Below are 13,610 nucleotides of genomic sequence, written 5' to 3' on the forward strand. Positions count from 1 at the left end.
TTGCCCTGATCCCGGGGCGGTTGGGGGGGCAAGCTAACGCCCCGATCGGGTTGTCTGTCGTTCCGGCTATTTCTGACACAGTCGTTGCTGGCGGCCAGTTGACAGTCAAAGACATAACGATTACCAATATCGCCGATATCGCTTTGCCAGTAACGGTCGATTTCCGGGCACTAGCTCCGGTCGATCCGATTAGCGATGAAGCTCTGCGCCGACGCTACGACGCTTCCGCCTGGATCACAGCCGACCAAACCGAGCTAGTTCTGGCTCCCGGCGAATCGCAGACCATCCAAATCCGGATTACACCGCCAGTCGACGCCGGCCCGGGCGGTCACTATGCCAGCGTGATCTTTAGAGCCATCAATTCGCCGCAAGGCGGTGATTCCCAGACCGTGGCCAGCCCAGAGGTGGCTAGCCTGTTGTTTTTGACCGTTCCGGGTAACATCACCGAACAAGCCAGCATAGCTTATCGCTCGACCGGGTTGATCAGCCGCCGCCAAGACCGCTCGTTTGGCCTAGAATTCACCAATCAGGGCAACGTCCATTTGCTGCCCACGGCCACCGTCTCGCTGCGCCAGCTAAGCGGCCATGAGGTCGACAGGCTGACTTTTACCCCCAAGTTGGTCATCCCTGGTACCCGCGCCAGTTTGACCACTACTTGGCGGCCGACCCAGCCCGGTATCTACCGGGCGGTCTTCAATATCAGCTACGGCTCGCCCAGCCGGAGCGAGGAACATACCAGCGGCATGATTATCGTTTGGCCGGCCGTTTGGATAATGGTTGTATTGGCCGCCGGCTTGGGCGTGGCGTTAAGAACCGGCTGGTCTTACCTCCGCCGCCTAACCCGGCGCCGCCGGATAAAGTTATCAAAAGACGACACCGAGCCAGCCAGGCTGACGACCAAAGCCGACCGTCTGGATGACGTGGTGCGCAGCCGTGAACTTCGTGATAAATCGCGTCGCCGGTAGCCACATTTTATCCACAAGCGGTTTGTCTAAGAGGGGTCATTCTGCTATAAGTTAGGGTGTTTTTGACGGTCTTTGGCCGCCGTAACCAAAAACAAACAACAACTAACAACTTAAATCTTTAGGAGAAACTATGCCACCACAACTCCTTGCAGTACGCAAATCTTTGCGTTCGCTTGTAACAGCGGCCGCGGCGGTTGCCATTGTAACCGGCAACCTGCTATCGGCTTACGCGGCCTCGCTCACCAGCGCATCGCTGAGTCTGAGTGATCCGCGGACAACGCAAACAGCAACTTACACCTTCACCGCCTCAGGCTTTTCGGCCTCGGCCCAATGTATTGTGCTCAGCCTCAATACCCAGGCTGATGGCGGCGGAAGCGCACCCAGCGGTATCGATACTACTGGCGCGACGCTTGACTCCAGCGGTACGATGATCACCGAAGCCAACTGGACGGATGATTTTACGACCAATGGTGTACTCGAGCTAACTTACGCTACCGGTGAAACCCCCGCCAACGGCGGAACTTTGGTCTTCACTGGCGTCGACAACGGTGATACGGAAAGCACGACCTATTACGGCGTGTTCAACACCTATTCCGATACCGGCTGTTCGACTGGTCTCGATAGCGTGGCTGTGGCTTTCGTATACCGGGACGGTGAGTTGGTCACACTGACCATTGATCCGACCCTGACCTTTACTTGCAACTCTGTCGGTACCGGCGTTAGTGTCAACAATGGCCCTAACACCACCGTTGTTTCCGGCGCGTCGGGCATTGACTTTGGCAACTCTGTCACCAGCTCGGCTAACGGAGTTTCGGCTCATCGACTCGATGTTACAACCAACGCATCCGGCGGCTATGTCGTCTACACCCGTCACACCGGGAACTTGGCAAACGTCGCCAGCGATACAATCACCAACCACACAGGCACCAACGCGGCGCCAACTGCTTTTCCGGCAGCCGGCACCGAATCTTGGGGCTATACAACTGAGGATTCAACCCTCACCGGTGGTACCGGTGATCGGTTCACCAGCACCGGTGGCAACAAGTGGGCTGGTTTCACTACAAGCAATCAGCCAGTTATGGACAATACCGCCGCATCGGCTGGTACTGACCAAACCAACGTAGGACACCAGGTCGGCGTGGCATCCACCACCGAAGCCGGTACCTACACCACAACCATCGTCTACACGATTGTCGCCACTTACTAAGTTGTTTGCACCTTTCTAGTCCAGTTTGGGCCAAATAAAAACGCTCGGGATTTACGCTCGGGCGTTTTTTATTTATACTGCTTACGATAAGTAAGGCAGGTTATGGGGCGTAAGTCGTCTCTTGTCCGAGCACATATATTATTTGTTGTCGGCGCGGTGGCGGGTTTGCTTTTGAGCAACCTCCCGCTGCAGGCTGCCAGTTTGACATCAACCTCGTTATCCTTAAGCGATCCGAGAACGGCTGTTACTAGCAGTTACACTTTTGACGCCAGTGGGTTTAGTGGCGGCGGTAACACTATCCGATGTATCCACTTAGCCTTTAACACCCAGGCCGACGGCGGTGGCACCACCCCCAACGGACTCGACTCCACCTCATCGACGCTCGATAGCTCCAGCTTGATCACCATCGGCAGCTGGACATATGACGACAGCATTAATGGGCTACTAGTACTGACCAATGCCGCCGGCGAAGTCCCCGCCGCCAGCGGTAATGTTGTGTTTGGCGGTATTATAAACGGCAACAGCGAGGCCGTAGCTTACTACGGCATTTTTGAAACTTACTCCGACGTCGGTTGTGCCACCGCCGTCGACCAAGCCGTTGTGGCCTTTATTTATAGAGACGGCGAGCTGGTCAGCCTGTCCCTGGGCCCGACGTTGACTTTTGCCTGCAACGCCGTCGGCACCGGCCAAACTGTCAACGGCGCCACTACCTCGGTCGCTTCAACCGGCAGCGGCATCGATTTCGGCACGATGACTACCGCCAGCAACGGTTTGTCGGCTCATGATTTAGAAGTCTCTTCTAACGCCGCCGGCGGTTACAGCGTTTATATCCGCCAGACTGGCAACCTGCAAGCAACCGGAGGCAGCTCGATTGTGCCGCACGGCGGCAGCAACGCCGCGCCAACCGCCTTCCCGGCCGCTGGCACGGAAGCTTGGGGCTATACGACCGAAGACTCTACTCTTTCCGGTGGCTCTCCCGATCGCTTTACCAGCTCAGGCGGCAACAAGTGGGCCGGGTTTAACACCTTCAACGAAGAAGTGGTTTTCAACGCCGCCGCTCCCATCGGTACCGAAACCACTCGCGTCGGCCAGCAGGTCGGCATCGCCGCCTCGACCGGCGCCGGCTCTTACCAAACGACTATCGTCTATACCATCTTGGCCACCTATTGATTGGCCGTAGACAAGACAGCTTGTATCAAGCCAACACATCACCTATAATTTCAGCTAAATCGTATGAGGGTAATTTATGATATTAAGCCAGACTAAATGGTGGGCTCCGGTTGCAGTTGTCCTAAGTCTTGTTTTGGCTGCTGTCGGGCTGGCTCAACAAGCTAACCAGGTCACGATTAGCGTCAGCCCTACGGTGTTTGAACTTAGTGCCAATCCGGGCGATTCCATCAAAAATAGTTTTCGCATCGTCAACGGCACCGACCGGGATCTAGCTTTGACCGCCGGCCCGAAAAACTTCACCGCCGAGGGTGAAGAAGGCGCCGTCAACCTAACCGAAGAAGAAACCGGTTTTAGCTTGGCCAGCTGGATCACAGTCGACCCGGCGGCCGTTACCATACCGGCCCGTGGATCCCAGACGTTCTCCTTTGAGATAGCCGTGCCGTCATCGGCGGAACCGGGCGGACACTTCGGCTCCGTTATCGTCAAAACCGAGCCGGTAGCCATCGATACCACCGGCGCCGCTGTCAGTCAGGAAGCCGGACCGTTAATTTTAGTCAGCGTGGCCGGCGATATCGTCAAATCGGCCAAAATCATCGATTTTGCCGCCGCCAAGGGTTTTTGGGAATCCGGCCCGGTAGTTCTCAACACCCGAGTCGAGAACCAGGGCAATGTCCACTTCAAGCCTAGCGGCAATATCAGCATCAAAAATATGTTCGGCAACGAAGTGACTAAGATCAATCTTGAAGAAAAGAACGTGCTGCCGGGTACAATCCGCAAATTAGTAAACGAGTGGAATCCGGGCTTCGGCCTCGGCCGCTACACGGCTGATCTGTCGATTGTATTTGGGACTGACAACACGCTCGAAACCGCCTCGGCCTCGTTTATTATCTTCCCTTATAAGGTTATTATCCCGGCCATTATATCTGTTATACTGCTAGTGTTTGCGCTGATTAAGTTTAGGCGGCGGCTGGCGGCGGCTGGACGCGCCTTGGCTGGAAAGTAAAATAAACTTTTAAACCTCAAATATGACTGCCAGACGAATTCGACTGGCCTTGGCCCTTATTAGCCAGCTATTGCTTAGTTGGGGTACGGTTTGGGCCCAAACCCCCGTACCGGTCCCCAGCGGTGTGCCGACCGAGGCGCCGGGTACGCCCATCAAGGTCGGCGTACCCGACACAACTTTAACTGTCAGCGGCTGCTCCAGCCCGAACGCTTTTGTCCAGCTGTTCGACAATAATACTTCAGTCGGCACCGCCATCGCCGGTAACAGCGGCCAGTTTTCTAAAAAAATTGTCATCGACAACGATTCCGCCGGTCTGCACAACATCCGGATCTACTACGATGATGTCAATGGCCGGACGTCGAGTATTATTACCCAGAACATCAGCCTCAGCTCGCAAAGTAACACTGCCTTGAACCTGCTGCTGCCGACTACAATCGAGCACGAACCGGAGCCGGTGGCTTTAGGTAGCTTTTTAATTTTCCGCGGCACGACCTGCCCGCAATCGCTAGTCAACGTCGTTATTAACAATAATTTCACGCTGGCGGCCCAGGCTGACCAGCGGGGCAATTGGTATGTCATCGCCGATACCGAAAATTACTACGTCGGCTCTCATACCTATGATGCCTTGTCGAGTAAAAACGGCCAGCTCTCGCCCAAGACGCAAAAATACTTATTCACTACCGTTGGCGACGGCTCGGGCCCACTGCCCCGGCGACCGGAATTGACTATCCCCCAAATTATCGAACCGGTCGATCAGTTTTCTACCAACTCCCGGGCGGTGACGGTCCGGGGAACCGGCCCGATCAACACTCAGATCGAACTGTACGTCGACGACCAACTAGAAGGCTCGGTTTTCACCAATGCGTTTGGCGAGTGGTCATTTATTTTTACCATGCAGCGCCAGCTCCAAACCATCAGAGCCAAGTCCTGTTTTAACCAGAACTGCAGCGAGCTTAGTCCCGGCGTCCAAATCCGTTATATCGGGCCGCTGGCTTTTTGTGACGACACTAACACCGGACAAACGGCCAACGCCAACCGGTTAGTGCTGGCCGAAACCGACGAGGTCGTAATCCAAAGCTGTGTTTGCAGCCTCAACTTTAACCTTGCCCAGTACCGTTTTTTTGGCATCAGAAAAGGGGCCGGACTGGACTTGGAACTGCATAATATTATCGGAGCGGTTAATTTTGACGCTTTAATCGATTGGGGCGACGCCACCATCGAACACCTGACGTTAGTCAGCCACGACGCCCTCAAACTGCACCACATTTATAAGCAGTCGGGTCAGTACAACGGCTCGATCACTTTCACCGACGCCCAAGGTTGCTTGCAAACCCAATACTTTTCGGCCGAGGTCGGCCAGGGCGCTCTGAATCTATGGGCGCTGTTAATTATCCCAACCGGCGGCGCCGTCGTTTACGGACTGTACCGCGGCCCATACGACGGCAAGCTGAGGCTCAGTTCTAGGCTAAAGCTGCGTTGGCCCGGAGGCCTGCCCCGCCCACGGCTGGCTCAGGCTGAGGAGCCAAAACCGGTCGTCGCCAAGCCAAAACCAGTTAAAAAACGGGGATCAAAGGGCGGCTGGTACCAAGAGTGATGCCTGGCTTTAAAAATTAGACATAACTTTGTAAGTCCGACCGGGTGTTATTCGTCGGTCTCGGGTTTGTCTAATAACAATGGCTCAATCGACGGGTCGGCATCGGCGATTTTAACGACGTCTTTATCAATCTTGCCGAGCTCTTTGTGCGCCGAATTAAAATGATTGACGGTGGTGCCTAAACTATTGCCCAGCTTCTGCATGAAGTTATCAAACGCGCCGATATGCCGACCGAGCTGGCCCACCCCTTTTTGGATCTCTTTGGCCCGTTCTTCGATTTGCAAGCTTCTCAAACCCTGCATGACGGTTTGCAAATAGGCCATGAAGCTGGTTGGGCTGACGATGATGACATTCTTGTCTCTAAAGGCATACTCCACCAAATCCCGCGAACTAGTGCCGGCCTCCCCGACTTTATTGATCAGCAAGTCATAATAGATCGCCTCGCTGGGGATAAACATAAAAGCAAAATCCATGGTGTTTTCATTTGGCCGGATATATTTGGCCGTCTCGTCGATCCGATTTTTCAGATCGATCTTAAACTGTTTGACCAGCGCTGCCCGCCGTAAGCTGTCCTTTTCCTCGATCAAGCGGTTGTAATTTTCCAAAGAAAACTTGGAATCGATCGGCAGTACTTTGTTTTTATCCAGAAAAATCGCCGCGTCCACCACACTGCCGTCCTTAAATCGATACTGCATCGAAAAACGCTCCGGCGGTAAGACGTTTTCTAACACGGTTTGCAGGTAGTACTCGCCCAAGACCCCGCGTTGCTTGGGGTTTTGCAGGATATTTTGCAACGTCTTTAGCTCGTCGGTTACATTAACCACTTGCTTGTTGGTTTCTTTCAGCTCGGTCAGATTCTTAGTCACATCGGTAATTAATTTGGCGCTTTGGGAAAATTGCTTATGGATGTTGTCTACCATCATTTTTTGATTTTCGCCCAGCTGTTTATTCAAACTGTCGGTCAATTTATCAAGCGAGTCGTCTAACCGGTTCAAGCGGCCGTCGTTATCGCCCCGGCGCATAAAGTAGGCGATAACCCCAAACAGCAAAACGGCTTGCACCGTAATCGCCACTAATAGCCAGGTTTGTTCCATGGCTCTAATCATATCATTCACTTTTCGTCTTAGATCTAGACTCGTCAGCTTAAGACCACTACTTAAGGAAGTGAAGGTGTGGTGTGGAGGTGGGTTGCGAGGTTTTAGGAGGGGACGAAGTTACTAGAGCGAGGTATGGAGTTAATGTTGACTTATCGCCAACTCCCATTGCCTTTTGGCCGCTACTAAAACTTCATCAGAAGACGAACTTGAGCGTCCGCTGCTTCAAAGAAGTTAAGCGCGGACACTGCTAGAGGGTTAAGTTGCGGTTTTGAAGTGTTTAAGACCAAATTGGCCGATCCGACACTTAAAAAACCAAAACTAAAACCCAAAAAAACCCATTTCCACACCGAAGGTACGTCACGAATGAGTTCACCATTCCCATTCGGAGGCCAAAATTATACTACATTATCAATATATAATCAATCCCCCACTTTCTCACCAAGCAAGTGAAACGGCACAAGAGTTGTTATGGTTTTCGGTTGTCGGGTCTGACGACACTAATAAGCAGCCAGGCCAGCACAAAAAATAACGCTACATGAAAACCGACCGTGCCGTATAACTGGACCCGATAGCCCTCGCCGTAGTTATCAAAGAAATACCGAACGGCACTGACGCTATAGGCACCGGCGCATAAGGTGGCGGTACCCAGCAGCGCCCCTCGGCTTTTTAGACTAGCGGCTAACAACAGTGGCACCGCAAATTGGGCAACCGCTAGGCTGGCCATGCCTCTTTCCCAATAGACATTAGTGGCCACAAATAATACGTCAAACGTAATCAGAGTTAGTACAATCGATTTATAAAAACCCGGGTTTGGCAGCTTCATCCGGGCCACGTACCAGCCAATCGTATTGGCTAGCAACAATAGAGCTGCCGCCATCCACCGCTGGCCAACCGCTTCACGGGCGATTAAGTTCCACATATCAAACACCACAATCGAGCCGATGTAGGCGGCGATATAAAGAAAATGCAGGCGGCTGATGTGTTGGGCGTTAGTCTGGTAGAATTTTATTTCGGTTTTGCCAGGCATAATCACCCCGATTCAAGCATAAGCCTCAACCTAAAGTCAATGTCGGCTTAAAATGGGGCCGGTTGAAGTTCTTGAACCTCAACGCTGAAATTACCTTGTCCTTCGCTTAAAAACGGGTGGCCGTCCACTAGTGCCTTGGCTGCCTCTAGATCGTCGGCCTCAATAATCGAATATCCACTAAGCGCTGTCAAACTGCCGGTTGAACCGTCATCCACTTTATCCACGCCAGCGTTGGGCGTTATGGGGGCACCGACATCAACCAGCGCGCCGCCGACTTTTTCCATCCAGGTTTGCCATTTGGCCATCACTTCTTTTCCCTGGTCCTCACTCATGTCCTCAGTTGGTGTGGCGGCTCCTTTATACAGCAACATGTACTTTGTCATGACTCCCCTCCAATTAGTTCTAAGCCTATCTTAGCCTAAGTCTTAAACCAACTAAAGCTTTTCAAATCTTTCCATCACGATGGGAATCTTAAATTGACTAGGCTTAATCCAACCCTCCAAACTCAGCGCTCCGAGGACACGTCTTAAAATGACAATACAGCCCGCCTCGATCTCGCTTAGCAGCCCGATATTTAGACCGGTAACTCGTTCAACTGCCCTATCAATCTCAGCCGGCGTGGAAACGATCAAAACCCGGGGAATTCTTTGCTTATCTTCATGGGGCCGTTTCAAAGTTTGATTCATCCAGTTATAAAGATTATCCCTCGGCTGAGGTTGGCCGTAACTGATCGCGCTGGTATAAATTTTTGCTCCTTTGGAAATCTCCAGGGCGGTTCTAGCCGCCGGGGGATAGCTAGCGTAATAAACCTCGTCCGGCAGCAAACCGCCATTCATTAAAAGCACCCCCATATCTACGGCTTGGGTAATTCCTCTTAAAGTCAACACATCAAGGTATCTTTTGCCGCCATCAGCCAAGTCGATGGTTTCGTACTCGGCGTGCCTGGTGATATAAATATCGAGTTCAGGTATTTCCATTGAAACTATATTATAGCTAAAATGTCAACCTGCCAAGCTTAACCGGCTTCACTAGACTCCGGCGTTTTGGGCCTCCCCGCCCAAGAGCATCATGGCCGCGACAATAACGACCAGTACGTGGACCGCCCCCGCCCCAGCCAACCCTGCCAGCTAACGGTTATCCAGAGCCCCAACCATATAGCGGCGGCGCTTGAACCAATATCTATCAGAGGCCAAAGTATTCCTCCATGGTCAGTCCGGTTTGTTTGATTTCGGCCGCCAACTCACGGCCGACATATCTAAAATGCCACGGCTCGTATTGATAACCGGTAACCGCTTCGCGGCCTTTTTGATATCGCACAATAAAACCGTATTTAGCGGCATTGCTCGCTAACCACCGTCCTTCGGCCGTGTCGCCAAAACACTGCTCAATCTCGCATTTGCCATCGGTCCGGCCAAGATCTATCGCCAGCCCGGTCTGGTGCTCGCTGGTACCCGGTTTGGCGCTAAACCGGCTGGCTTCGTCCTCGCCGTAAGCCTTGACATAGTTGTCGTATAACTGTTTTTGATAGGCAAATGAGCGGTAGGCGCTGACCAGCATCAACTCATGTCCGGCCTGCCTAGCGGCTCTAACCATGGCTTCCAGATCACTACGGATAACCTCCCTGACCTGCATCGACTCAGCGTCGGCCGCCCAGCGCAATTTGATATCTGGCGAGGTTAAATCGGCCGGTAAGTAATCACCCGGTATAAACCGCTGTTTGTTGACAACCCACCACAGGCTGCCGGGCTGGTCCAGCGAGTATAAGGACTTGTCAAACTCGGCTTCGTTAAGATTGTTGTTGGTCGCCGCTTCAGGTTCGTCAGCTTGGTTTAACGCCTGATAGGCCGCATAACCGCCGGCTAACACCAAAACCGCTGCCAGCCCGATAATTATCTTCTTCACGTCTCTAATTATAGGCCGATCCAGCGTAAATTTCGGCAAAACTCTAACTTGCTTTGATACTTTTGCCGGCAAAGTACAAAAAACTCTCGGCCCAATGTCAGAACCTATAAATTAATCAGGTTTTGTTTGGCTTTTCCCAATCCTTGACAGTGATCACGCCACCGCGCTCACGAACGACGACTTTTTGGCGCTCGCGCAAGTTTAGTTTGTTGACGATGGCCACCGGTATAGTAACGGCCAGGCTGCCTTGGCCGACCCTGGTGAGCTTCCTGATGCTGCTGTCTTCAGCTTTTCTTGTTGGCATGGTCTTATGCTAACAGAACTTAAGCAATGTATTACGTAATATTTTACGTAACCAGGGCAATAAATTGTATAAAATGAGTCTCGCCAATTTGTCAACTGGCCTGCGGAACTCACCCTCCAGTTGGCGGTTCAAACAGTCCTAAGCATAAAAGACTCTGACAAATAACTAAAACCCAAGCATTAACTGGCAACCAACTCTGGTAAAACCGGTGCTGAGCGAATTAGCGGATAATAACGAAACGAGGGCTGTTTGAGCGTAAAAAGTCCCGTCTACTGTTGTTTGATTATCAATCAAATAAGTTCAGTAATTGGATATCTGAAAAAGTAAGCATAACTATTATATAATATTTATTGACTAGTGTAAACTTAGGGTGTTTAATAAATTGTGAAATTAATTAGGAGGACTTGTATGCTGAGGAAACTATTAGTTGCTGTGGTTATGATGGTTGCCATGTTGGGATTGAATCCATCTAACGCCGCTCAGGCAACTCAACCGGAAAAAGTAAGAATTTGTCACCGTACGGCCTCAGTTGTTAACCCCTATAATTCAATAGAGGTCAGCCTGTCAGCTGTCGACGGAGAAGGCAACAATGATCATAGCCATCATACTGGTCCAGTCTTTGATCCAACTGTTCACCAACAAGGCGATACATGGGGTGATATAATTCCTCCAGTTCCCGGTGTAACCGATGGCCTCAACTGGCCTGCCGGAGAGGAAACTTGGAAAAGCGACTGTGTTCCGAGTACTGGCGGTGAACAGCCGAATATCGTGTTTGAGGTTGTTTGCACTGAGGTGCGTGAGGAAACTGTTGTACAAGTCACTTTCACTAACTTTGGCGATGTTAGCGGCAGCGCCTTCCTAAATGAGGAAGAGGTTGTGGTTGGAAGCGGCCAAACTGTCATTGAATACGTCGAGCTCGACACGGAAGTGGTAATTGAAATTGATGAGCAAATTGTTTACGATGCCACGCCCGAGTGTGAAGAACCAGAAGAAGATGGCGAGGTCTTAGCTGAAGAAGATACGCCTAAAGGCGCAGTTGACGCCGGTGCTGGCGGCGTAGCATTGCTTGGCTTGATTGCTTCGGTCGCTACATTGGCTACCGGCGCCGCTTTAGTCCGTAAACAAACCCAATAAAACTATGCCAATTCGGTGGGTAAGGACAGCCCAAGTGATAAACGCAACCGAACAAAAGGTTGTTAAGTGGTGGCGGCTGGTTTTTGTCCGGCCGCCATTGCTGGCGTTTAGGCGAGCAGTCGCCTCTAAACTGCCCTCCCGCGCTAATCGCCCTAGAAGCCAAAAGTTGTACATCGGATTTGGCCATCGCCAAGCATTTTTGCTCAACTTTCGCCGTTTCCGCACCAATCCGAATTCGCGCTCAAAACGGAATCGCCAACTTATTCTTCCGGTACGCGGCTTCGGCTATAAAGAGCTCGTCCTTGGTCTAATAAAGCTATCTCCGGCCCAATTTTCCAAGCATGGCCTGGCTTTGCGGCCAGGCTCTATGCTTATTATGGCACTCGGTATTATGGGTTTACTGTATTTTGGCGGAGCGCTACCCCAGCCGCCCGAATTGTTGCCTAGTCCTGCCTACGCACTGCCGCTTAAAGAGCCGTCGCCAACTGGTGTTAAACCGGTTAGCCTCGACCGCTCCATGCCAGTTCGTCTTATAGCCAAGTCCGTTGGCATTGACTACCCAATTAAACCAGTCGGTCTTAACGACGACGGCACTATTGAAACACCTGGTTTGTTCGAATCGGTTACTGGTTGGTTTAAGCCCGGCCCAAGCCCGGGTGAAATCGGTCCAGCCGTCATTGTCGGCCATGTTGATACCTATCTGGGCCCATCGGTTTTTGCCCGCCTGCACGAGCTGGTGCCGGGCGACAAAATCAATGTCAGTCGTAAGAACGGCACTATTGCGGTGTTTCGAGTTCAATCCATTGAACAATTTTCCCAAGATGATTTTCCCACTAAGCAAGTCTACGGCCGGCTAGACTACGCTGGCTTGCGGCTGATTACCTGTGGCGGCAGTTTCAGCTTAACAACCGGCAACTATAGCCACAACACAGTCGTTTTCGCCAAACTTATCAACTAACCCACGATTTGGGGCACTTTACTGGAAGAATATCTTCAATACAGAATTCTCTGGCTTCTCCAGTGTCATGAAATCCAAGGGTCAGACCTCCACACAGATGATAGAGTTATTTACAAAAGAGCTAAGCAGAACTTCTACCACCAGACCGTCAAGCACTTAAAGAAAGAGTACGTAAACGGGGATGTCCACACCAACTCTATCGAGAGTTTTTGGAGCCAGATGAAGCGTTCAATTGACGGGACTTATCACGTGGTTTCTCCGAAGTACCTTCAGCACTACGTGAACGAGTTTGTTTTCCGTTATAACTATCGGGATGTCGCTGTTTGTCCTGTTCTTTTGGAACTGGCAACGAAGCCCGTTTAATCAGTCGTTTGAATAGTTTCTTGCTCATCTCAAAGCCTTATCAATTTCGTCTTCTGTGAAGCCCCATTCTAATAAAGTTTTATAAATCTCTATACTTATATACTTATGGCACTTATGGGGTAGAGTTGTGGCGTGCCCAGTAGCGGTATTGATGATACGAAAATGGCTACCCTTACCTTTTTTCTTATCAACTAGGAGCTTAAGTCTCCTACACGCAGTAACCCATTTTGCCTGGGTAACATCTGTGAGACTAACCATTTGCTAAGTACTAATAACTACATTTTGCTTAGACTTAACTGGTTCCCCAGTATTTCTAAGCATACTGTCATTTGCAAACTGAGGTGGAACTCCGTAGTAAGTAAAAGTAGCGTCTTTTAAGTATCCATCAATCTCTCTTAAATCAGTACCGCCAGTGATAATACCTTTGACGTTAGTAGATTTTGCTACCCAAGAACCATTTGGGTAACCCTTAATATCAAAGTTAATAGCGCCGTTCTTAAGTTTAGCCATTTCCTCTTTCATCTCTACAATCTCGGGGCGTGTTGCCTCGGCGAAGTTATATCCATAACTTCGCATGAACTGTGCTAGACGATACTTGAGACTATGTCGCATACTTTCCTGCCTATTATTATCATAAATTGCTCAAGGGGCAACAATTATAACATAAATTACAGAGGTATATAGTTATCTAACTTACAGCAAAGGAACACCGGCTTTTTCTGTACTTGTCTTGAGGGTATAGTTACCACGTAAAAACGGTTGCCAGGTTTGCTGAGCAGTATATAAACGTAACGTATGTTTCCTCCTGACTGGCCTGCCACTACGAAGCCTTGGTGAAGTATGGCTGGGGAGGAAGGATTCGAACCTTCGATCTCCTGCTCCAGAG

At 51.0% G+C, this 13,610-nt stretch carries 14 protein-coding genes; 7 read left to right on the forward strand and 7 right to left on the reverse strand.

Annotation, left to right across the window (positions count from 1 at the left end; all coding sequences use genetic code 11):
• From VGA08_01805 to VGA08_01825, 5 genes are all read left to right on the forward strand, one after another.
• Nucleotides 1-965, forward strand: a 965-nt coding sequence (locus tag VGA08_01805; GenBank protein ID HEX9679330.1) for a hypothetical protein, incomplete at its 5' end; no start/stop codon positions are given.
• Nucleotides 966-1,095: 130 nt separating this feature from the next.
• Nucleotides 1,096-2,172, forward strand: a complete 1,077-nt coding sequence (locus VGA08_01810) for a hypothetical protein (protein HEX9679331.1) — start codon at nucleotides 1,096-1,098, stop codon at nucleotides 2,170-2,172.
• Between the two features lie 102 nt (nucleotides 2,173-2,274).
• Nucleotides 2,275-3,342, forward strand: a complete 1,068-nt coding sequence (locus VGA08_01815; GenBank protein ID HEX9679332.1) for a hypothetical protein — start codon at nucleotides 2,275-2,277, stop codon at nucleotides 3,340-3,342.
• A gap of 76 nt (nucleotides 3,343-3,418) precedes the next feature.
• The gene (locus tag VGA08_01820) at nucleotides 3,419-4,345 is read left to right on the forward strand and encodes a hypothetical protein (GenBank protein ID HEX9679333.1); all 927 of its coding nucleotides are present in this window, start codon (nucleotides 3,419-3,421) and stop codon (nucleotides 4,343-4,345) included.
• Nucleotides 4,346-4,367: 22 nt separating this feature from the next.
• Nucleotides 4,368-5,939 (forward strand): Ig-like domain-containing protein, encoded by a 1,572-nt coding sequence (locus tag VGA08_01825; protein ID HEX9679334.1) that lies wholly within the window; start codon nucleotides 4,368-4,370, stop codon nucleotides 5,937-5,939.
• 47 nt (nucleotides 5,940-5,986) lie between these two features.
• On the opposite strand, the gene VGA08_01830 is transcribed toward VGA08_01825, so the two are convergent.
• The 6 genes from VGA08_01830 to VGA08_01855 form a co-directional block, all read right to left on the reverse strand.
• On the reverse strand, nucleotides 5,987-7,033 hold the full coding sequence (locus VGA08_01830) for a DNA recombination protein RmuC (protein HEX9679335.1): 1,047 nt from the start codon (nucleotides 7,031-7,033) through the stop codon (nucleotides 5,987-5,989).
• Nucleotides 7,034-7,502: 469 nt separating this feature from the next.
• Nucleotides 7,503-8,063: a hypothetical protein gene (locus tag VGA08_01835; protein ID HEX9679336.1), complete on the reverse strand. Its 561-nt coding sequence runs from the start codon at nucleotides 8,061-8,063 to the stop codon at nucleotides 7,503-7,505.
• Between the two features lie 47 nt (nucleotides 8,064-8,110).
• Nucleotides 8,111-8,446, reverse strand: coding sequence for a YciI family protein (locus VGA08_01840; GenBank protein ID HEX9679337.1), 336 nt, complete (start codon nucleotides 8,444-8,446; stop codon nucleotides 8,111-8,113).
• 51 nt (nucleotides 8,447-8,497) lie between these two features.
• Nucleotides 8,498-9,040, reverse strand: a complete 543-nt coding sequence (locus tag VGA08_01845; protein HEX9679338.1) for a hypothetical protein — start codon at nucleotides 9,038-9,040, stop codon at nucleotides 8,498-8,500.
• 205 nt (nucleotides 9,041-9,245) lie between these two features.
• Nucleotides 9,246-9,965 (reverse strand): M15 family metallopeptidase, encoded by a 720-nt coding sequence (locus VGA08_01850; GenBank protein ID HEX9679339.1) that lies wholly within the window; start codon nucleotides 9,963-9,965, stop codon nucleotides 9,246-9,248.
• A 115-nt stretch (nucleotides 9,966-10,080) separates the two neighbouring features.
• Nucleotides 10,081-10,269, reverse strand: a complete 189-nt coding sequence (locus VGA08_01855; protein HEX9679340.1) for an AbrB/MazE/SpoVT family DNA-binding domain-containing protein — start codon at nucleotides 10,267-10,269, stop codon at nucleotides 10,081-10,083.
• A gap of 408 nt (nucleotides 10,270-10,677) precedes the next feature.
• Between VGA08_01855 and VGA08_01860 the strand changes: the two genes are divergently transcribed.
• A complete protein-coding gene (locus VGA08_01860; protein HEX9679341.1) occupies nucleotides 10,678-11,403 on the forward strand; it encodes a hypothetical protein in 726 nt (241 codons plus the stop codon).
• A 4-nt stretch (nucleotides 11,404-11,407) separates the two neighbouring features.
• Entirely contained in the window at nucleotides 11,408-12,361 is a 954-nt protein-coding gene (locus tag VGA08_01865; GenBank protein HEX9679342.1) for a class F sortase, read from the forward strand.
• 624 nt (nucleotides 12,362-12,985) lie between these two features.
• On the opposite strand, the gene VGA08_01870 is transcribed toward VGA08_01865, so the two are convergent.
• Nucleotides 12,986-13,336, reverse strand: coding sequence for a hypothetical protein (locus tag VGA08_01870; protein ID HEX9679343.1), 351 nt, complete (start codon nucleotides 13,334-13,336; stop codon nucleotides 12,986-12,988).
• Nucleotides 13,337-13,610 lie beyond the last annotated feature (274 nt).

The organism is Candidatus Saccharimonadales bacterium (assembly GCA_036397795.1).
Classification (GTDB): Bacteria; Patescibacteriota; Saccharimonadia; order Saccharimonadales; family DASWIF01; genus DASWIF01.

Excerpts from the sequence above, each read along its gene's own strand:
- VGA08_01810 (HEX9679331.1), top strand. The coding sequence starts at position 1,096 with ATGCCACCACAACTCCTTGCAGTACGCAAATCTTTGCGTTCGCTTGTA.
- VGA08_01815 (HEX9679332.1), top strand. The coding sequence starts at position 2,275 with ATGGGGCGTAAGTCGTCTCTTGTCCGAGCACATATATTATTTGTTGTC.
- VGA08_01820 (HEX9679333.1), top strand. The coding sequence starts at position 3,419 with ATGATATTAAGCCAGACTAAATGGTGGGCTCCGGTTGCAGTTGTCCTA.
- VGA08_01825 (HEX9679334.1), top strand. The coding sequence starts at position 4,368 with ATGACTGCCAGACGAATTCGACTGGCCTTGGCCCTTATTAGCCAGCTA.
- VGA08_01830 (HEX9679335.1), bottom strand. The coding sequence starts at position 7,033 with ATGGAACAAACCTGGCTATTAGTGGCGATTACGGTGCAAGCCGTTTTG.
- VGA08_01835 (HEX9679336.1), bottom strand. The coding sequence starts at position 8,063 with ATGCCTGGCAAAACCGAAATAAAATTCTACCAGACTAACGCCCAACAC.
- VGA08_01840 (HEX9679337.1), bottom strand. The coding sequence starts at position 8,446 with ATGACAAAGTACATGTTGCTGTATAAAGGAGCCGCCACACCAACTGAG.
- VGA08_01845 (HEX9679338.1), bottom strand. The coding sequence starts at position 9,040 with ATGGAAATACCTGAACTCGATATTTATATCACCAGGCACGCCGAGTAC.
- VGA08_01855 (HEX9679340.1), bottom strand. The coding sequence starts at position 10,269 with ATGCCAACAAGAAAAGCTGAAGACAGCAGCATCAGGAAGCTCACCAGG.
- VGA08_01860 (HEX9679341.1), top strand. The coding sequence starts at position 10,678 with ATGCTGAGGAAACTATTAGTTGCTGTGGTTATGATGGTTGCCATGTTG.
- VGA08_01865 (HEX9679342.1), top strand. The coding sequence starts at position 11,408 with ATGCCAATTCGGTGGGTAAGGACAGCCCAAGTGATAAACGCAACCGAA.
- VGA08_01870 (HEX9679343.1), bottom strand. The coding sequence starts at position 13,336 with ATGCGACATAGTCTCAAGTATCGTCTAGCACAGTTCATGCGAAGTTAT.